Genomic DNA, 17,368 nt, shown 5'->3' with positions numbered 1-17,368 from the left:
TGAGCAACCCGGACCACGCCCTCAGCTCTCCCGCCACCGCGGGCCTTTCTCCCGGGGCCCACGCTCCGGATGGCCTGGCCGGCGCGGACGGCCTCGTCCTGCGCGCCCTCCGCGGGCCCGAGGAGTTGGACCTCTTCCGCGCTCTCCCCTACACCCTCGACGACGAGCTGGCCGACGACCTCGCGGAAGGGCGTCGGAGGCCGTCGTGGATGTGGGTGGCGCTGCACGGTGACCGGGTGCTGGCGCGGGTGGCCTGGTGGTCGTGGCCGGGTGACGCCGTTCCGGCGCTGCTGGACATCTTCGATCTCGACGACGCGGGCGCGGCACCCGCCGGGCCCGTGGCGACCGCCACGGGCCCCGATCCGTGCGGCACGGGGCCCGATCCGTTCGACGCAGGGGTGCGGCTGCTGCGCGCCGCGTCGTCCGCCGTGCTGCCGGACGGTGCGCACCCCGGGTATCTGCGGTTCCTCCCGCCCGGCTGGCGTGCGGATCCGGCAGAGCGGCGCGTCGTGGAGAGCCGGATGGCGGCGCTGGAGTGGACCGGCGCCCGGCTGCTCGTCGAACGGCTGCGGTGGGAGTGGACCCCGCACGACGCCGACGGCCCCGGCGCCCTGGAGCGCGGCGCCGGCCCCGTCCGCGGGCCCGCCGCCCTCACCTTCCGTCCGCCCCGCGACCGTGCGGAGTTGCTGGGGCTGATGACGGCGGTGCTGGACGGCACGTTGGACGCGCACAGCCGGGCCGAGCTGGGGCGGGTGTCCGCGCGGGAGGCGGCGGTTCGGCAGTACGAGGAGGAGTTGGTGCGGTATCGCAGCCCGCGGGAGTGGTGGCGGGTCGCGGTGCTGCCCGGTGGTGAGCCGGTCGGGTTCGTGATTCCGGCGCGTAACGACTACCACGCGATCATCGCCTACCTCGGGGTGGTGCCCGTACACCGCGGCCGCGGCTACGCCGATGCGCTGCTCGCCGAGGGCACCCGCGTCCTGGCCGCGCAGGGTGTGCCCCGTATCCGCGCCGCCACCGACCTCGGCAACACCCCGATGTCGGACGCGTTCCGGCGCGCCGGATACCGGAATTTCGCGGACCGCATCGATATGACCTGGGACTGATATCTGAGACCGACACCTGGGCCCGCGTCGGGGCTGAGCCCGCCCCGGAACGACAGGAACAGCCGAAGCACCGGACAGCCGGACAGCCGGAACGACCGGACAGCCGGACCCTCCACCCCCTGGAACGCCATGACCACCTGGACCACCCGCCCCGAATCCCCCGCCGACGTCCCCGCCGTCCGGGACATCAACCTCGCCGCCTTCCCCACCCCGGAGGAGGCCCGGATCGTCGAGGCGTTGCGGGCCGATCCCGGGGCGTGGATCGACGGGCTGTCGTTCCTCGCGCTCGCGCCGGACGGGACGCCGGTGGGGTACGCGCTGCTGACCCGCTGCCAGGTGGGCGGGCGGCCGGCGCTGGCCCTCGCGCCCTGTGCGGTGGTGCCGTCGGCGCAGCGGACGGGTGCCGGGTCGGCGGCGATCCGGGCGGCGCTGGAGGCGGCCCGGGCGCAGGGCGAGAACCTCGTGGTGGTCCTCGGCCACGCCACGTACTATCCGCGCTTCGGGTTCGTGCCCGCCTCCCGGTTCGGTATCCGCGCGCCGTTCGACGTGCCGGACGAGGCGATGATGGCGCTCGCCCTGGACCCGGACGCGCCGGTGCCGTCCGGGACGATCCGCTATCCGGCGGCGTTCGGCGTCTGACGGCCTGGCGCGCGCGGCGCCCAGGAGACGGCTCCTCGCCCGTCAACTCCGGTCGTATAAGCGCGAGTTACCGCCATTCTCGGTGGCTGCCCACGCTGCTCGCACTGCCTTCCGGGCCGGTCCCGTCGTGCGGAAATCCGTTCGTGCCGGGGCGGGTGGCGCCGTACGGTGTCGCGGTCGGCGGCGGGCGGAGTGCCGCGCGTCGGGAGCGTACGGGCGGAGGGGCGGGACCGGTGGAGCGGTGTCAGGGCGAGGTGGACGAGGGTTTCGGGGGCGTCGCCGAGGCGTTCGCGCGGAACTTCGCGGACTTTCCGGAACTGGGTGCGGCGGTCTCGGTGTTCGTCGGCGGCCGGAAGGTCGTCGAGCTGTGGGGCGGGGTCGCCGACGGGCGGACGGGGCGTCCGTGGGAGCGGGAGACCGCCGTGCCGGTGTTCTCGTGTGCCAAGGGCCTGGTCGGGGTGTGCGTACAGCTGCTCGTTCAGGAAGGGTTGCTGAATCTTGATGTGCCGATCGCGCGCTACTGGCCGGAGTTCGCCCGGCACGGCAAGGACGAGATCACCTGCCGGATGGTCCTCGGGCACCGCGCCGGGATACCCGTCCTCGACCGGAAGCTCACGTTCGAGGAGATCGCCGCGTGGACGCCGGTGATCCGCGCCGTCGAGGAGCAGCGGCCGCTGTGGGAGCCGGGGGCGTCGTACGAGTACCACGGCCATGTCTTCGGGTTCGTTCTCGGCGAGGTGATCCGGCGGCTGACGGGGCTCACGCCGGGTGCGTATTTCCGCCGGGCGGTGGGTGATCCGCTGGGGCTGCGGGCCTGGATCGGGCTGCCGGAGGAGGAGGTGGCGGGCCGGGCGGTGCTGACGGAGGCGGCGGGGCGGCCCGCAATGCCGGGGCCGGAGCATCTGCTCACCCGCATCGTGACGATGAACGGTGCGCTGGTCTTCCCCGGCACCGACGCGCCGTACGGCTGGAACGACCCGGCGTTGCTCGGCGCGGAGCTGCCGGGCGCGGGCGCGGTGGCCTCGGCGTCGGGGCTCGCCGGGCTGTACGCGGCGGCCGTCACGGGCCTGGACGGGCACGGGCGGCTGCTGGCACCGGAGTCCGTGACGGATGTGGTGCGGGAGCTCTCGTCCGGCGCAGGCTGGCTGGGGTTCGACGCCGGGGCCCGCTGGGGCGCGGGGTTCCTGCTGGATGCGCCGTTCCGGCCGATGCTCGGTGCGCGGAGCTTCGGCAGCGACGGCGCGGGCGGTCAGTTCGCCTTCGGGGACGACGCGTTCGGCGTCGGCTTCGCGTATGTCGCCAACCGCATGATCGGCCACGGTGATGCGCGGGCGGATCGGCTGGTGGGGGCGGTGCGGGAGTGTCTGGGGGGCTGAGCGGGCGGGCCCGTCACCGTGGGTCTCCGGGCCCGGTCGGCCGAGCCGTCAGGGTGCGTCGGGTCTGCTCACGTGGCCCTGTCCCGGCGGATGAACGCCGTGCCGGAGTCGAGGTCGACGGAGTGGGGCGGCGCTCCGGAGTCGGCGTCGTCCCGGAGGACGAGTTGGCGTTCCCGCTCTTGTTGGACGTGGCGCTGGGAGGGGTGGAAAAGCTCGCCCCACGTCTGGACGGCCGGGGTTCCTCCACCGCCGTGCGTGCGCCGACGCCAGCCGGCCCATGTGAAGAGGGCGAGCCACAGCACGATGAGGACACCGGCCATCGTGAGTATCAAAATGTCGCCTCCCGGACGCCGACGTGTGCCTGCCGAGAGGCTACTGACCACCAGGCAGCATGTCGATCGCCCGGCCGACGTGACGCGCTGAGCCACCGGCCGACCGGCCCGGCGCCCGTGGCGTACGCCGGGCCGGGGTCAGCGGCTCGGCGTCGGCCTCCTGGCGAGAAGTGCCGGGACGACACACGGGCGCTGTGCCTGGCGGGCGGTACGGAAGCCCCGGGCCGAGCGGGCGAGGGGCGGCGCAGAAAGCAGACGGCTACCGCCCGTTCTCCGGCCCCGGTTCGCCGACCGACAGCAGGTGAACGGTCTCCCGCCCGTCGGGGGTCGTGTACTCGACGCGGTCGCCCGCCTCGTGGCCGAGCAGGGCGCGGCCGAGGGGGCTGTCGGCGGTGACGAGTGTCGGGTCGCGGTCCGACGCCAGGCGGGCGAGGTGGAGCGTGGCGCGGTCGCCGTCCGGGAAGCGCACGGTGCAGGTGCTGCCCACGCCGACCGCGTCGACGGGCGGCACGCCGGCGCGTTCGCCTTCGTGCAGGCGGAGGGTGATCTCGGCCAGGCGGACCCCGATGTGGGTGGCCTCGTCGACGCGTTCCGACTGGTCGGCGGCGTCGCCGCGGTCGCCCGCCTGGCCGGAGTCCTGCGGCGCCGGGGCGTCGGCCGCGCGGGCGGCGCGCAGCGCGTCGCGGTCCCGCTCCAGCGCGCGGCGTTCGGCGGCGCTGATCGGTTCGGGTTCCTCACTCATGCCTACTCCACGCCTCTGACCTGTGCGAACGTCTGATCTGCGGGTCGGCTGAACCCGCGTGTCCGGGGCGCCCGCGCCTCCGGCCCGCCCGTACGGCCGACCGCCCCGCGCTCACTCCTCGTAGCCGGAGGGCGGGTAGGGGTTCCGTCGCTTCCGTGCGGCGACGCTGCGGGGCATGGTGCCGCTGTCGGCCTCGCGCTCCACCTCGGCCCGTTCCTCCGCGTACCGGGTCGCGTCGTCCTTCCCGGCGCCGTCGGGCAGGCCCGCCTCGCGGCGGTCCTCCTCGGTACGCCGCTCGGCCGCGCGTCCGTCGGGCCGCCGGGGCATCCCGCGCCCGTGGCCCGCGTCCGGGTCGCCCTCGACCGCCTTGTTCGGCTTGTGATGGTGGTGTCCCATGCGCCCGCCTCCTCGGCTGCGGCAGCCGGACCGCGTGCCGCGCCCGGCCTCTGGGGAAATGCGCTTCTCCCAGGATCGCCGGGGCGGCGGAGGGGTGCATGTCGGGGCGGGCGGTGTCCCGGATCGCGGGGCACCGCCCGGCGGGGTGCCGGGCGGTGCCGTTCGGGTCGTCCGCACCCTTGATCCGCACGGCACCGCACAGCCGCGGTCGCCGCGGCGGAGTTGCTCCGCCGGCCGACGGCCGCGGGCCGGTCACCTCCGATACCGCTGCGCCACTGCCGTGAAGGCGGCCTTGGGTTCCCATTCCATGTCGGGGTAGGTCTGCCCCCGGCGTCCTTCGAGGAGTTTGACGATGCCCAGGCCGGCCCGGTCCAGGTCGTCCCGGGGGTCGCCGTCCGGGCGGTGCGGGTAGCCGGGCAAGGCGAACAGGAACACGAACGCGCTGTCCACGCCCTCGGTGTCGAAGATCTCCAGGAGTTCGCTCAGATAGGCGGCCTGGCCGGCCTCGTCACGCTCGTACATGCCGTTCAGCCGCACAGGGGCCTTGGTCCGCGGATCGTGCTCGACCACTTCCAGCACGCGCCCGCCGCGGTCTCCCGCGCCGCGGTAGGCCGCGGTGCCGAACCCGGTGATGGCGAGCGGCTTCGGGCCTTGGGCCAGGGTGCGCACCGCTTCCCGGAACCGGTCGGCGACCTCGGCGGAGCGGATCAGCTCGAACGTCACCATGTCGAAGGGAGTCCAGTCGACCTGCTCGAACTGGATGGCTGCGTAGGTGAGCTTGCCCTGGAAGCGCTCGCGGATCGTGGCCGCGGCATCGCGGAGGAACGCGTTGATACGCACGCCGAGCCCGCGCATCGCGTCGGCCCGCCGCTCGGGTGGGCTCATCAGCTGCTCGACCCGCTCCTCGGGGCTCTCTCCGGGCAGGAACCCGCGGTTCATGACGCTCAGCTCGACGCCTGCGACGAACACGACTGCGGCCCCCTGCTGCCGGAGCCGTTCCGCTCGCTCGGCGCAGTCGCGGAAGAGCGTGAGGATCTGCTCCGGAGCCAGCTCCAGCGGGTAGGGCGAGAACCAGACCTCCAGGCCGAGTTCGGTGGCGGCACCGGCGGCCAGCGCCAGTCGGTCCGGGTCACCGCCGATGATCTGGACCGCATTGCAGTGCAGGTCGTCGCGGATGATGGCGAGCTCACGCCGGACCACCGCGGGGTCGAAGCGCTCGCGGGACATCTGTCCGTGCACGACGAACCCGGTGTCGTAGGTCATTCCTCTTGCTCGCATGGTGACGTCCCCTCATGTCGGTCTCGGTCGGGCCGAGAGTGACAGGAAACTTGCGTGCACGCAAGTTTGCGTGCACGCAGTCCTGTGTGGAACGCTGAGCACCGTGACGACACCACCACCCGGGCTGCGGGAGCGGAAGAAGCAGGCCACACGCAAGGCGCTGCGCGAGGCGGCCCTGCGCCTGGCCGTGGAGCGCGGACCGGACCAGGTGCGGGTCGAGGACATCGCCGAGGCGGCCGGGGTCTCGCCGCGCACCTACAACAACTACTTCGCCAGCCGCGAGCAGGCGATCGCCTCCGCTGTCACCGCAGACCGGGAGGCCCGGATCGCGGCGGCGGTCACGGCCCGGCCCGCGGGAGTGCGCCTGGCCGACGCCGTCACCGACGCGGTGGTCGAGCAGTACACGCACACCGGCGAGCGCGAACAGCAGGCTCTGCTGCTGATCACCACCCGGACCGCGCTGCGCGACGCGTTCCTCGACGCCACCGCCGCCATCGAGCCCCCGCTCACGGCGGTGATCGCCGAACGCCTGGGCGACAGCGGAGCGCACACGGCCCGCGTTCTCGCGGCAAGCGTGGCCGCGGCGGTTCGCATCGCACTGGAAGGCTGGCTCCGGCCGGCCGCGAACCCGGAGGCCGCCGGGGGTTCCGGTACCGGAGGACTCGTCGTGCCCTCCGGCTCACTGCCCGACCAGCTCCGCGCGGCGCTGGCCCCGCTCGCGCCCGCCTTCGACGCCGCCGAGCGGCACACCCAGCGGTGAAACCGGCCCCACTGGGGCATCCGCCGGACAAGCGGTAGATCCGGAAGACGCCCGCGCGGCAACGTCCCTCACAGCGTCACCTCCGCGCGGACGATCTTGCCGACGCCGGGGCGGTCGGTGACCTCCCAGCGCTCGGCGAGGGCGGCCACGAGGAGGAGGCCGCGGCCCGATTCGGCGTCCGGGGCGAGTGGCCGCAGGTCGCCCGGGTCCGGCGGCCGGGCCTCGGTACGGGTGTCGGCGACCTCGATGCGTAGCCGGTCGCGCCCGTCGGGACCGGCTACGGGGGTGAGCCGCAGCTCGAAATCCCGGCCCGGGACGCGGCCGTGCAGGACGGCATTGGCGGCGAGTTCGGCGACGAGCAGGGCGACGGTGTCGGACCGTTCGCTGCCGTAGGGGGTGCCCCAGGCATCGAGTTGCGCAGTGGCCAGCCGACGGGCGAGGCGGGCGCCCCGACGGGTGGCGCTGAAGCGTTGCGCGAACATACGCGCGGTAACGGGGGTGGGGGTGACGGGAGAGGCGTGCATATGCCCAAGTTGGCGCCCCGAGCAGCGCGTTGACCAGCACCTGAGCCCGTACGCTCGGTCAGCGTACGGGTGCGGAGAGTGGACAGTACGGGTAACCGACCGTGAGCATGGCCGAGTTGGCGGAGGGGCGCGCACAGCGGAGGTGCCGAACATGGCGAAGAAAAAGGGCGGCGGCGAGCCGGAGTGCACGGACAGCCTCAAGGCGTTCGGCGCGGCAGTCAAGGCATTCCGGGAACGGGCCGATCTGACGCAGGAGGAGTTCGCTCCGCTGGTGGGGTTCTCGGCCCAGACAGTGGCGTCGGTCGAGCAGGGACGGCGATTCCCTCAGCCGGATTTCGTGAAGAAGGCAGAGGAAGTGCTGGACGCACACGGCGTGTTGGCTGCGATGGCACCGCATCTCGCCCGGAAGCCGGGGTTGGCGGCATGGTTCCGTCAGTGGGCTGCACTGGAGCAGAAAGCGCTGAGCCTGTACGCGTATGAGTGCCGGATGGTGCCTGGAATGTTGCAGACGGAGGCGTACGCGAAGTCGCTGTTCGCCAACCGGCTGCCGCCCCTGGACGACGAACAGATGGCGAACCAACTCGCGGCGAGGATGGATCGGAAACGCTTGCTGCGGGAGCGCCCGAACACGGCGTACAGCTTCATCCTGGAAGAGCACCTGTTCCTGCGTTGCGCGGGCGGCAAGGACGTGACCAGGGAACTCATTGGCCACGTGATCGAGATCGCCCAGATGCGCAACGTAGAGGTACAGATCATGCCTCAAGTACGAGAAACTCATGCTGGATTGGCGGGGCCGATGCAGCTGGCGGAAACCCCGGAGCACAAGTGGTTCGCCTACTGCGAGGGCCAACGATCCGGCACCCTTATCTCCGACCCCAAGGAGATCAGTGTGCTCCATATGCGTTATGCCAGGATGCGTTCACAGGCTCTCTCCCCCGAAGACTCACTGAGCCTGTTGCAGCGGATGCGAGGAGCACTATGAACACCACCGAACCGGCCTGGCGTAAGAGCAGCTACAGCGGCAGCGAAGACGGCGACTGCATCGAGATCGCCCCCTCCCCCACCACCATCCACATCCGTGACTCCAAGGACAAGGACGGACCGCAGCTCGCGGTGGGCGCCGACACCTGGAGCGCGTTCGTCGCGTACGCGGTCGCTCGGCGCTGAGCGCTCACCCCCGTAGCGCCCCCGTCGACCCCCGCACCACCAGCTCCGGCTGGAAGACGAACTCCGTGTGCCGGACCGGATGGCCCTGGATCTCCTCGATGAGGGTGTCGACGGCGGCGGCGGCCATCGACTGGACGGGCTGGCGGACCGTCGTCAGGGGCGGGTCGGTGAAGGCGATCAGCGGAGAGTCGTCGAAGCCGACGACGGAGACCGCGCCGGGGACGGGCAGGCCGCGTCCACGGGCGGCGCGGACGGCGCCGAGGGCCATCAGGTCGCTGCCGCAGACCAGGCCCGTACAGCCGTCGTCCAGGAGGGCGTCGGCCGCCGCGTGGCCGCCCTCGACGCTGAACAGGGTGTGGCAGACGCGGCGTTCGGCGTCCGCGGGCGGCAGACCGAGGCGGTCGGTCAGGGCCGCCTTGAAGCCTTCCGCCTTGCGGCGGGAGGGGACGTAGCGGGCGGGGCCGACCGCGAGGCCGATGCGGGTGTGGCCGAGGGCGGCGAGATGGTCGACCGCCATGCGGGCGGCGGCGCCGTCGTCGGGTGAGACGGACGGCGCCGGGATGTCCGGGCGGTGGCCGTTGATCAGGACGTACGGGACGCCGCGGTCGCGGAGGCGGTGGTAGCGGGCCGGGTCGGCGCCGGTGTCGGCGTGCAGGCCGGAGAGGAAGACGATGCCGGTGACGCCGCGTTCCTCCAGCTGCTCGACGAGTTCGTCCTCGGTGGAGCCGCCCGGCATCTGGGTGCACAGGACCGGGGTGTAGCCGTGGCCGGCCAGTGACTGCTCGATGATCTGGGCGAACGCCGGGAAGATCGGGTTGGTCAGCTCCGGGAGGACCAGCCCGACCAGCCCGGCGCTGCGGCGCCGGAGCCGGACGGGGCGTTCGTAGCCGAGGACGTCGAGGGCGGCGAGGACGCGCTGCCGGGTGGCGTGGGCGACGCCCGCGCGGCCGTTGAGGACGCGGCTCGCGGTCGCCTCGCTGACCTGCGCCTGGGCGGCGAGGTCGGCGAGGCGGGGGGTGGCGCGGGAGGCCGGTGCGGTCACTCTTCCCACCAGACGGTGGTGTCGGCGGGAAGGATGAACTCGCCGTCCACCGCGGGGATCTGGCCGGAGGAGAGCAGAGGTTTGCCGGGGGCCGGGAGGCGGACGGCGGTGTCGGTGGTGTTGACGGTGCAGACGAGGCCGCCGGGGCGGCGGAAGGTGAGGATGCCGTCGGGGGCGTCCAGCCAGGTGACGCCGGTGCCCGCGCCGAGGCCGGGGTGGGTGCGGCGCAGGGCGAGGGCGGCGCGGTACAGCTCCAGGGTGGAGCCCGGGTCGCCGGTCTGGGCGGCGACGGAGAGGGCGCCCCACTCCGCGGGCATCGGGAGCCAGCTGCCGCCGGGGCCGAAGCCGTAGGAGCAGCCGTCCTTCTCCCAGGGGATCGGGACGCGGCAGCCGTCGCGCAGTCCGTCCTGGCCGGAGGTGGCGGTGCGGCGGGCGAACGCCGGGTCCTGGCGGGCCTCGTCGGGCAGGTGGGTGACCTCGGGCAGGCCCAGTTCCTCGCCCTGGTAGAGGTAGGCGGAGCCGGGCAGGGCGAGCATCAGCAGGGTCGCGGCGCGGGCGCGGGCGAGGCCGCCGCCGAGGCGGGTGGCGTGGCGGACGACGTCGTGGTTGGAGAGGACCCAGGTCGCGGGGGCGCCGACGGGGCGCATCGCGTCGAGGGAGGCGTCGATGGTTTCGCGGAGGGCGGGGGCGTCCCAGGCGGTGCCGAGGTAGTGGAAGTTGAACGCCTGGTGGAGTTCGTCGGGGCGGACGTAGCGGGCGGTGCGGTCGGGGCTGGGGGCCCATGCCTCGGCGACGGCGATGCGGGCGCCGTCGTACTCGTCGAGGAGGGTGCGCCAGTCGCGGTAGATCTCGTGGACGCCGTCCTGGTCGAAGAAGGGCAGCTCCTGGTTGCCGATCAGAGTGGCCTGGCTGCCGCGGCCGATGTCGGGCAGGCCGGCGGCCTTGATCAGGCCGTGGGCGACGTCGATGCGGAAGCCGTCGACGCCGCGGTCGAGCCAGAAGCGCAGCACGGAGCGGAACTCGTCGCGTACGGCGGTGTGCTCCCAGTTGAAGTCGGGCTGCTCGGGGGCGAAGAGGTGGAGGTACCACTGGCCGTCCGGCTCGGGCAGGCGGGTCCAGGCGGGGCCGCCGAAGACGGATTCCCAGTCGTTGGGCGGGAGTTCGCCGCCCTCACCGCGGCCGTCGCGGAAGTGGAAGCGGTGGCGGAGCGGGGAGGTGGGGCCCTCGGCGACGGCCTGCCGGAACCAGGCGTGCTGGTCGGAGCAGTGGTTGGGGACGAGGTCGACGATGACGCGCAGGCCCAGGGTGCGGGCGTCGCGCAGGATCGCGTCGGCGTCGTCGAGGGTGCCGAACATCGGGTCGACGGCGCGGTAGTCGGTGACGTCGTATCCGGCGTCGGCCTGCGGCGATGCGTAGAAGGGGGAGAGCCAGACGGCGTCGACGCCGAGGTCGCGCAGGTGGGGCAGGCGGCGGCGGATGCCTTCCAGGTCGCCCATGCCGTCGCCGTCGGCGTCGGCGAAGCTGCGGGGGTAGACCTGGTAGATCACCGCGTCGCGCCACCAGTCGGGGCGGGCGGCGTCCTGGCTCGGGGCGGATGCGGAGGGGTCCGGAAACATCAGGTCTCCTTCGTGGATGTCGCCGGCTTCAGCCGGGGGAGGAAACGAAGCTCCCGCGTGAGCGGGGCAGGAAAAGCCGATTTGCTGCCAGGACGGATCGGCGTACACCAAAACCGCTGGTGAGGGGCGTCGCAAAGAGTAAGGGGGCTCAACTGTCAGTCCTCCCATGTAGGTTCTGATGCATGACGGCAGAGGTGAGTGCGCAGGCGGCCGGGTATTGCCGGTACACCTACCGCCTTCGCCTGTCGTCGTCGGCGCGTACGGCGCTCGAAGCCGAGTGGGACCGGGTGCGCTGGGTGTGGAATGAGTGCGTGGCCAAGTCCAAGGTCGTCCACGCGCACAACCGGGCGACCGGCGCGAAGACGACGTGTGGGCCGGTGCAGCTCGCAGCGATGCCGACCGAGGCCCGAGCCCGCACACCGTGGCTGCGTGAGGGCGCGTGTGTACCTCAGCAGCAGGTGATACGCGACTTCGGCACGTCGCGGGCGAAGGCCCTCAAGGACATCAAGGCCAGATTGCCGATGCGGCAGCGGGCCGGGATGCCCAGGTGGAAGAGGAAGCGCGAAGCGCTGCCCACCCTCGAATACACCAAGCGGGGATTCCGTCTCAAGGATGGCCGTCTGCATCTGGCGGGCGGCATTGTCGTGACAGTGGTGTGGTCGCGGGAGCTGCCCGGACCGCCGTCGTCGGTGCGCGTGTACCGCGATGCGGTAGGGCACTGGTGGGCTTCCTTCGTGACGGCCGCCGTGACCGAGGATCTGCCCCTGACCGGCCGCGTGATCGGGATCGACTGGGGCGTGAAGGAGACCGCGACCACCACCAGCGATGTTCATGATCTTCCCCACCCGCAGCATGGGCGCACTGCGGCGCAGAAAATGGCCCGCTACCAGCGGACGATGGCCCGGCGTGGGCCACCCAAGGGGCAGGCAGCTTCGAAGGGTTACCGCGAAGCGAAGCGGCAGACCGCGAAGCTGCATCGGAAGGTCGCAGCCCAGCGGCAGGACACCGGCCGCAAGTGGGCCAAGTCCGTGGTCCGCGACCATGACGCCATAGCGGTGGAGGACTTCCGCCCGAAGTTCCTGGCGAAGACCACCATGGCCCGAAGAGCCGCCGACGCCGCGATCTCGGCGACGAAGAAGGCCCTGGTCGAGATGGGCCGCAAGCACGGCCGGATCGTGCACCTGGTGCACCCGGCGCACACCACGGCGGATTGCGCAGACTGCGGAGCGAGAACCAAGCACGCGCTGCCTCTCTCTGAACGAACGTATACGTGCACCGCGTGCGGAGTGTCCCGACCGAGGGACAAAAACTCAGCCCGCGTGATGCTCGTCCGGGCTGGTCTCATACCCGGCCAGTGCTGATCGTGTAAGACCTGCACCCCCGTCGGGGGTCAGGCGACGTGAGCTGGAAATCCCCCTCGTTCACGAAGGGGAGGAGTCAACCCTTGGTGGTGCCGGCGGTCAGTCCGGCGACGAGGTGGCGCTGGGCGAAGGCGAAGACGGCGGTGGCCGGGACGGCGATGAGGACGGCGGCGGCGGTCATCGAGCCCCAGTCGTTGGTGTACTGGTTGACGAAGGTCTGGAGCCCGCCGGCGAGGGTGAGGTGTTCGTCGCCGGTCATGAAGGCGGAGGCGTAGGCGACCTCGGCCCAGGCGGTGACGAAGGTGTAGAAGCCGGTGACGGCGAGGCCGGGGCGGGCCAGCGGCAGCACCAGACGCCAGAAGGTGCCGAACGGCGAGAGGCCGTCGACGCGGCCCGCCTCGTCGATCTCGACGGGGATGGTGTCGAAGTAGCCCTTCATCATCCAGGCGCAGAACGGCACGGCGATGGTCAGGTACGTGATGATCAGGCCGCCGGGCTGGTTGAGGAGGCCGAGGCCCGCCATCAGGTTGTAGAGCGGCACGATCAGCACGGCCACCGGGAACATCTGGGTGATGAGCAGCAGCCACAGCAGCGGGCGCATCCCGGGGAAGCGGAAGCGGCTGAGCGCGTAGCCGGTGGTGGCGGCGAGGAGGACGCCGACGACGGTGGTGACGGCGACGACGAGGACGGAATTGCCGAACCAGGTCGGGAAGGAGGTGTCGCCCAGGACGTGGCGGTAGTTGGCGAGGGTGGGGTGGGAGACGACGTCGGTGGTGAAGGCGTCGTTCTTCGGTTTGAACGAGGTGATCAGCAGCCAGAGGGGCGGGAAGACGGCGATCACGGCGGCGAGCAGCAGCGTGGCGTGCAGGCCGGCGGAGGCGAGGGGGGAGCGCGCGCCGCGGCGGCGCGGGGGCTTCGTAGCTGCGGTCACGGTCACCACGTCTCTCCCTGCTTGCGGAGCGCGCGGCGGTGGAGGACGGCGGCGGCGCAAAGGAGCAGGAGGATCAGGACGCCCCAGGCGGCGGAGCCGGAGAAGTCGCGGGGGCTGTCGACGAAGGAGAGGCGGTAGGCGTAGGTCACCAGGATCTCCGTGGCGTCGCCGGGGCCGCCCCGGGTGAGCAGGAAGATCACCGGGAACATGTTGAACGTCCAGATGGTGGAGAGCAGGATCACCGTGGAACTGACGGTGCGCAGGCCCGGCAGGGTGATGTGCCGGAAGCGCTGCCAGGGCCCGGCGCCGTCCATCTCGGCCGCCTCGTACAGCTCGCCCGGGAGGGACTGGAGGCCGCCGAGGAGGGCGACGAGCATGAAGGGGACGCCGAGCCAGACGTTGACGGCGATGACCGCGATCTTGGCCCAGGTGGGGTCGTTGAGCCAGGGGATCGCGCCGATGCCGCCGCCGGTCAGGACGGAGTTGAGCAGCCCGTTGCGGTCGTTGAAGAGCATCCGCCAGGTGAAGACGGAGACGAAGGCGGGCAGCGCCCACGGCAAGATCAGCGCGAGGCGGTAGCCGGTGCGGCCGCGCAGCGGGCGGTTGAGGAGCGTCGCCAGGCCCAGCCCGATGAGGTACGTGATGCCGACGCAGGCGACCGTCCAGACCACGGTCCAGCCCAGGCGGCCCCAGAACACCGGGTCGGTGAGGATCGCGCGGTAGGTGTCGAGGCCGGTGAAGTGGTAGGTCGCCGGCAGGTGGTTCACGCCGATGTCGCGTGCGACGTTGGCCTCGTCGGCGTCGGTGAGGGAGAGGTAGACGCCACGCACCAGCGGGAACCCGATGATGACGCCCAGGACGACGGTGACGGGCGCCACCATCGTCCAGGCGTACCAGTGGGGTGCCAGCGCGCGGCGGACGCGGGCGGCGAGGGTCACTTGTAGTCCTTGAGCAGCTTCCGGTAGGCGTCGCCGGTGGCCTTGGCGGCCTGGCTGGGGGTGGCGGCGCCGGTCAGGACCTTGTTCATCTGGACCTTGATCGGCTCGAAGAGGGAGTTGCCCTCGGCGATCCACGGGCGCTGGACGGCGCCGTCGACGGCGGGCTTGAAGAACTTCACCATCTCGTTCTTCTCGACTGACGGGAGCTGGTAGACGGACTTGCGGGTCGGCAGCAGGCTGAGCTGTTCGGTGGTCTTCCGCTGGACGTCCGCGCCGCTCATGTACTTGACGAAGGCGTAGGCGGTGGTGAGGTTGGCGGACCCGGCGTAGACGGAGAGGTTCCAGCCCCCCTGCGGGGAGCCCTGGGCCTTGCTGCCGCCGGGGACGGGGGCGACGCCGAGGTTGTCCTTGTCGGCGAACGCCTTGCCGGCGCGGGCGCCCTCGATGTCCCAGGGGCCGTCGATCGCCATCGCGACGTCGCCGTCCTTGAGCGCCTTGAGTTCGTTCTCCTGGCCGTCGGTGGCGTCGGTGACGGCCGCCTTGGAGTCGACGAGGCGCTTGAGGGTGGCGAAGGCGCGGGTGCCGGCGTCGTCGTCGATCTCGACGGTCTTGTCGCGGGCGTCGACCATGTCGCCGCCCTCGCCGTAGAGGTAGGGCAGGAACCAGTACGGGTCGTCGCCGCGCAGGTAGAGGGCGGTGGCGCCGGTCTTCGCCTTGATCTTCTTCGCGGCGGACTCCAGCTCGTCGAAGGTCTTGGGGACACCCACGCCCGCCTTTTTCAGCAACGCCTTGTTGTAGAAGAGGCCGAGGGTGTCGATGACCTGCGGGGCGGAGTAGGTCTTGCCGTCGAACTTGGTGGAGCCGAGGGCCTGCGGGAGGTAGTCGGCGGTGTTGTCGAGGGCGGGGGTGCCGTCGAGGGGGGCGAGGTAGCCGAGGTGGGCGAAGTCGGCGGTCCAGGCGACCTCGGTGCGCATCACGTCGGGGGCGCCGGCGTTGCCGCCCGCCGCGTTCTTGAACTTGGCGTTGGCGTCGCCGAAGGGCACGTTGACGTACTTGACGTGGACGCCGGGGTGTTCCTTCTCGAAGCCTTCCGCAAGCTTGCGGTAGGTGCCCTTCTCGGCGTCGTTGGAGGTGTCCCAGAAGGTGACGGTGCCGGAAATCTTTCCGTCGTCGGCCTTGCTGTCACCGCCGCCGCCACCGCAGGCTGTCGCCGTCAGGGCCAGGCCCGCCGCCAGTGCGGTGGCGGTGACGCCACGTATGCCACGCCGCATGTGAACTCCTTTGGGAATCGCCTGAGATGGCGTGGAGGAACGTAACAGCGCCGCAAGAAAACCGAAAGACCTTGCGGGATATTTCTGCAAGGTTGCTGGAAAGGTCTGCGGCGGGAAGGCGTACGAGCCGTCACCCGGCGCCCTCTGGCGCGTTGTTTCCGGTGCCAGGCGACCTACTCCTGGTGGCGCACGGCGCCCCGGCGGCCCCGCGCCGCACCGGCGGCCCGCCGTCCGCCCTCCCCGCACGAACAGGGACGGCAGATGACCCAGCAGCTCACCTCCCCCAGCCCCGCCCGCCGCGCCGCCGGAGAGACCTCCGGGCCCGGCTGGTGGCGCGACGCCGTCATCTACCAGGTCTACGTACGGTCGTTCGCGGACAGCGACGGCGACGGCATCGGCGATCTGCGCGGGGTCCGCGAGCGGCTGCCGTACCTCAAGCAGCTGGGCGTGGACGCCGTCTGGCTCACGCCGTTCTACGCGTCACCGCAGGCCGACGGCGGGTACGACGTCGCCGACTACCGCACCGTGGACCCGCTCTTCGGCAGCCTGGAGGACGCCGACACGCTGCTCCGCGCGGCCCACGCCCACGGGCTGCGGGTGATCGTCGACATCGTGCCGAACCACACCTCCGACCGGCACCCGTGGTTCCGCGACCCGGAGCTGGCCCGGGAGCGCTACCTCTTCCGGCCCGGCCGCGGCGCCGACGGCGCGCTGCCGCCCAACGACTGGGAGTCGGTGTTCGGCGGCCCCGCCTGGACGCGCACCGACCGCGGCGACTGGTACCTCCACCTCTTCGCGCCCGAGCAGCCCGATCTGAACTGGGACAACCCCGAGGTGCACGCCGAGTTCGCGGCGATCCTGCGGTTCTGGCTCGACCTCGGTGTCGACGGTTTCCGGATCGATGTCGCGCACGGCATGGTCAAGGCGCCGGGCCTGCCGGACATCGGCCGCGGCAGCCAGGCCACCCTGATCGGCAACCAGTCGCTGCCCTTCTTCGACCAGGACGGCGTCCACGCCATCCACCGCTCCTGGCGCACCCTGCTGGAAAGCTACGGCGGCGCCCGGATCGGCGTCGCGGAGGCATGGGCGCCCACCCCGGAACGGCTGGCGCTCTACGTCCGCCCCGACGAGCTGCACCAGGCGTTCAACTTCCAGTTCCTGACGGCTGGTTGGGAGGCGGCGGCGCTGCGTGAGGTCATCGACGCCTCGCTGGCCGCCACCGCTTCCGTCGGCGCCCCGACGACCTGGGTCCTCTCCAACCACGACGTGGTCCGCCACGCCACCCGCCTCGGCTCCCTGGCCCGCGCCCGGGCGGCGACGCTGCTGATGCTGGCGCTGCCCGGCTCCGTCTACCTCTACCAGGGTGAGGAGTTGGGCCTCCCCGAGGTCACCGACCTGCCCGACGAGGTCCGCCAGGACCCGGCGTTCCTCCGCCGCCGCGCCGCCGGCGCCGGCTCCTCCGGGCAGGACGGGCTGCGCGACGGCTGCCGGGTGCCGCTGCCGTGGACCGCGGACGGGCCCTCGTACGGCTTCGGCGACGGCGGGAGCTGGCTGCCGCAACCGGCCGCGTGGGGCGGGTTGTCGGTCGCGGCGCAGACCGGCGACGTGGACTCCACGCTGGAGCTGTACCGGGCGGCGCTGGCCCTGCGGCGGGCGCTGCCGGGCCTGGGCGACGGCGGGATGACCTGGCGGGAGGCGCCGGACGGAGTGCTGGCGTTCGCCCGCCCCGGGCTGGTCTGCACCGTCAACACCACCGGTGGCGACGTCGCGTTGGAGGCGCCCGGAAAGCTGCTGCTGGCCAGCGCGCCACTGCCCGCCAGGGGGGCGTCGGCGGTGCTCCCGGGGGACAGCTGCGCCTGGTGGGCAATCTGAGGGGCGAAAGGTAAAGTCCC

Annotated in this window: 18 protein-coding genes; 8 read left to right on the top strand and 10 right to left on the bottom strand. The window is 72.1% G+C overall.

The genetic code is table 11. The features are described 5' to 3' along the window. Window positions 1–74: 74 nt before the first annotated feature. The 3 genes from ACF1BH_RS14995 (at window position 75) to ACF1BH_RS14985 (ending at window position 3,118) form a co-directional block, all read left to right on the top strand. On the top strand, window positions 75–1,103 hold the full coding sequence (locus ACF1BH_RS14995) for a GNAT family N-acetyltransferase (RefSeq protein ID WP_391643075.1): 1,029 nt from the start codon (window positions 75–77) through the stop codon (window positions 1,101–1,103). 129 nt (window positions 1,104–1,232) lie between these two features. Continuing rightward, window positions 1,233–1,742 (top strand): GNAT family N-acetyltransferase, encoded by a 510-nt coding sequence (locus tag ACF1BH_RS14990; protein ID WP_391642882.1) that lies wholly within the window; start codon window positions 1,233–1,235, stop codon window positions 1,740–1,742. Window positions 1,743–1,975: 233 nt separating this feature from the next. After that, on the top strand, window positions 1,976–3,118 hold the full coding sequence (locus ACF1BH_RS14985) for a serine hydrolase domain-containing protein (protein ID WP_391642881.1): 1,143 nt from the start codon (window positions 1,976–1,978) through the stop codon (window positions 3,116–3,118). Between the two features lie 68 nt (window positions 3,119–3,186). Here the strand turns inward: ACF1BH_RS14985 and ACF1BH_RS14980 are convergent, their stop codons facing one another. From ACF1BH_RS14980 to ACF1BH_RS14965, 4 genes are all read right to left on the bottom strand, one after another. Then, window positions 3,187–3,438, bottom strand: a complete 252-nt coding sequence (locus tag ACF1BH_RS14980) for a DUF6191 domain-containing protein (RefSeq protein ID WP_391642880.1) — start codon at window positions 3,436–3,438, stop codon at window positions 3,187–3,189. A 271-nt stretch (window positions 3,439–3,709) separates the two neighbouring features. Then, a complete protein-coding gene (locus tag ACF1BH_RS14975; protein WP_391642879.1) occupies window positions 3,710–4,192 on the bottom strand; it encodes a GreA/GreB family elongation factor in 483 nt (160 codons plus the stop codon). Between the two features lie 111 nt (window positions 4,193–4,303). Further along, a complete protein-coding gene (locus tag ACF1BH_RS14970; protein WP_391642878.1) occupies window positions 4,304–4,588 on the bottom strand; it encodes a hypothetical protein in 285 nt (94 codons plus the stop codon). Window positions 4,589–4,840: 252 nt separating this feature from the next. Further along, window positions 4,841–5,851, bottom strand: a complete 1,011-nt coding sequence (locus ACF1BH_RS14965; RefSeq protein ID WP_391642877.1) for a hypothetical protein — start codon at window positions 5,849–5,851, stop codon at window positions 4,841–4,843. A 118-nt stretch (window positions 5,852–5,969) separates the two neighbouring features. Here ACF1BH_RS14965 and ACF1BH_RS14960 point away from each other — a divergent pair, with 118 nt between their 5' ends. Next, window positions 5,970–6,626, top strand: a complete 657-nt coding sequence (locus ACF1BH_RS14960) for a TetR/AcrR family transcriptional regulator (protein ID WP_391642876.1) — start codon at window positions 5,970–5,972, stop codon at window positions 6,624–6,626. 68 nt (window positions 6,627–6,694) lie between these two features. Here the strand turns inward: ACF1BH_RS14960 and ACF1BH_RS14955 are convergent, their stop codons facing one another. Continuing rightward, the gene (locus ACF1BH_RS14955; protein ID WP_391642875.1) at window positions 6,695–7,108 is read right to left on the bottom strand and encodes an ATP-binding protein; all 414 of its coding nucleotides are present in this window, start codon (window positions 7,106–7,108) and stop codon (window positions 6,695–6,697) included. A gap of 193 nt (window positions 7,109–7,301) precedes the next feature. Between ACF1BH_RS14955 and ACF1BH_RS14950 the strand changes: the two genes are divergently transcribed. Further along, window positions 7,302–8,132 carry a Scr1 family TA system antitoxin-like transcriptional regulator gene (locus ACF1BH_RS14950; RefSeq protein WP_391642874.1) on the top strand — a complete coding sequence of 277 codons (831 nt, stop codon included), beginning with the start codon at window positions 7,302–7,304 and terminating at the stop codon, window positions 8,130–8,132. After that, a complete protein-coding gene (locus ACF1BH_RS14945; protein WP_391642873.1) occupies window positions 8,129–8,317 on the top strand; it encodes a DUF397 domain-containing protein in 189 nt (62 codons plus the stop codon). Before ACF1BH_RS14950 ends, ACF1BH_RS14945 begins: the two co-directional genes overlap by 4 nt. 4 nt (window positions 8,318–8,321) lie before the next feature. Here ACF1BH_RS14945 and ACF1BH_RS14940 read toward each other — a convergent pair whose 3' ends face one another. Both ACF1BH_RS14940 and ACF1BH_RS14935 read right to left on the bottom strand, forming a co-directional pair. Further along, complete coding sequence (locus tag ACF1BH_RS14940) at window positions 8,322–9,359, bottom strand: LacI family DNA-binding transcriptional regulator (protein WP_391642872.1); 1,038 nt, start codon at window positions 9,357–9,359, stop codon at window positions 8,322–8,324. Then, on the bottom strand, window positions 9,356–10,975 hold the full coding sequence (locus tag ACF1BH_RS14935) for a glycoside hydrolase family 13 protein (protein ID WP_391642871.1): 1,620 nt from the start codon (window positions 10,973–10,975) through the stop codon (window positions 9,356–9,358). The genes ACF1BH_RS14940 and ACF1BH_RS14935 overlap by 4 nt, the downstream gene beginning before the upstream one ends. Window positions 10,976–11,157: 182 nt before the next feature. On the opposite strand from ACF1BH_RS14935, the gene ACF1BH_RS14930 reads away from it, so the two are divergent. Continuing rightward, a complete protein-coding gene (locus tag ACF1BH_RS14930) occupies window positions 11,158–12,336 on the top strand; it encodes an RNA-guided endonuclease InsQ/TnpB family protein (RefSeq protein WP_391642870.1) in 1,179 nt (392 codons plus the stop codon). Between the two features lie 76 nt (window positions 12,337–12,412). Here ACF1BH_RS14930 and ACF1BH_RS14925 read toward each other — a convergent pair whose 3' ends face one another. From ACF1BH_RS14925 to ACF1BH_RS14915, 3 genes are read right to left on the bottom strand one after another with little or no spacing between them, the layout of a single operon-like run. Further along, complete coding sequence (locus ACF1BH_RS14925; RefSeq protein WP_391642869.1) at window positions 12,413–13,273, bottom strand: sugar ABC transporter permease; 861 nt, start codon at window positions 13,271–13,273, stop codon at window positions 12,413–12,415. Continuing rightward, the gene (locus tag ACF1BH_RS14920; RefSeq protein ID WP_391642868.1) at window positions 13,270–14,205 is read right to left on the bottom strand and encodes a carbohydrate ABC transporter permease; all 936 of its coding nucleotides are present in this window, start codon (window positions 14,203–14,205) and stop codon (window positions 13,270–13,272) included. Before ACF1BH_RS14920 ends, ACF1BH_RS14925 begins: the two co-directional genes overlap by 4 nt. After that, the gene (locus ACF1BH_RS14915; RefSeq protein ID WP_391642867.1) at window positions 14,202–15,476 is read right to left on the bottom strand and encodes an extracellular solute-binding protein; all 1,275 of its coding nucleotides are present in this window, start codon (window positions 15,474–15,476) and stop codon (window positions 14,202–14,204) included. The genes ACF1BH_RS14920 and ACF1BH_RS14915 overlap by 4 nt, the downstream gene beginning before the upstream one ends. Before the next feature lie 261 nt (window positions 15,477–15,737). On the opposite strand from ACF1BH_RS14915, the gene ACF1BH_RS14910 reads away from it, so the two are divergent. After that, window positions 15,738–17,348: a glycoside hydrolase family 13 protein gene (locus ACF1BH_RS14910; protein WP_391642866.1), complete on the top strand. Its 1,611-nt coding sequence runs from the start codon at window positions 15,738–15,740 to the stop codon at window positions 17,346–17,348. The last annotated feature ends 20 nt before the right edge of the window (window positions 17,349–17,368 follow it).

This window comes from Streptomyces sp. NPDC014733 (assembly GCF_043083385.1).
Classification (GTDB): Bacteria; Actinomycetota; Actinomycetes; order Streptomycetales; family Streptomycetaceae; genus Streptomyces.
The sequence above is the reverse complement of the archived record's forward strand: the minus strand, read 5'-3'. Positions and strand labels throughout refer to the sequence as shown.

Bases quoted from the DNA above. Each gene is read 5' to 3' on its own strand.
- ACF1BH_RS14990 (WP_391642882.1), top strand. From the start codon at position 1,233: ATGACCACCTGGACCACCCGCCCCGAATCCCCCGCCGACGTCCCCGCC.
- ACF1BH_RS14910 (WP_391642866.1), top strand. From the start codon at position 15,738: ATGACCCAGCAGCTCACCTCCCCCAGCCCCGCCCGCCGCGCCGCCGGA.
- ACF1BH_RS14975 (WP_391642879.1), bottom strand. From the start codon at position 4,192: ATGAGTGAGGAACCCGAACCGATCAGCGCCGCCGAACGCCGCGCGCTG.
- ACF1BH_RS14955 (WP_391642875.1), bottom strand. From the start codon at position 7,108: ATGTTCGCGCAACGCTTCAGCGCCACCCGTCGGGGCGCCCGCCTCGCC.
- ACF1BH_RS14915 (WP_391642867.1), bottom strand. From the start codon at position 15,476: ATGCGGCGTGGCATACGTGGCGTCACCGCCACCGCACTGGCGGCGGGC.
- ACF1BH_RS14930 (WP_391642870.1), top strand. From the start codon at position 11,158: ATGACGGCAGAGGTGAGTGCGCAGGCGGCCGGGTATTGCCGGTACACC.
- ACF1BH_RS14945 (WP_391642873.1), top strand. From the start codon at position 8,129: ATGAACACCACCGAACCGGCCTGGCGTAAGAGCAGCTACAGCGGCAGC.
- ACF1BH_RS14965 (WP_391642877.1), bottom strand. From the start codon at position 5,851: ATGACCTACGACACCGGGTTCGTCGTGCACGGACAGATGTCCCGCGAG.
- ACF1BH_RS14935 (WP_391642871.1), bottom strand. From the start codon at position 10,975: ATGTTTCCGGACCCCTCCGCATCCGCCCCGAGCCAGGACGCCGCCCGC.
- ACF1BH_RS14980 (WP_391642880.1), bottom strand. From the start codon at position 3,438: ATGGCCGGTGTCCTCATCGTGCTGTGGCTCGCCCTCTTCACATGGGCC.
- ACF1BH_RS14950 (WP_391642874.1), top strand. From the start codon at position 7,302: ATGGCGAAGAAAAAGGGCGGCGGCGAGCCGGAGTGCACGGACAGCCTC.
- ACF1BH_RS14970 (WP_391642878.1), bottom strand. From the start codon at position 4,588: ATGGGACACCACCATCACAAGCCGAACAAGGCGGTCGAGGGCGACCCG.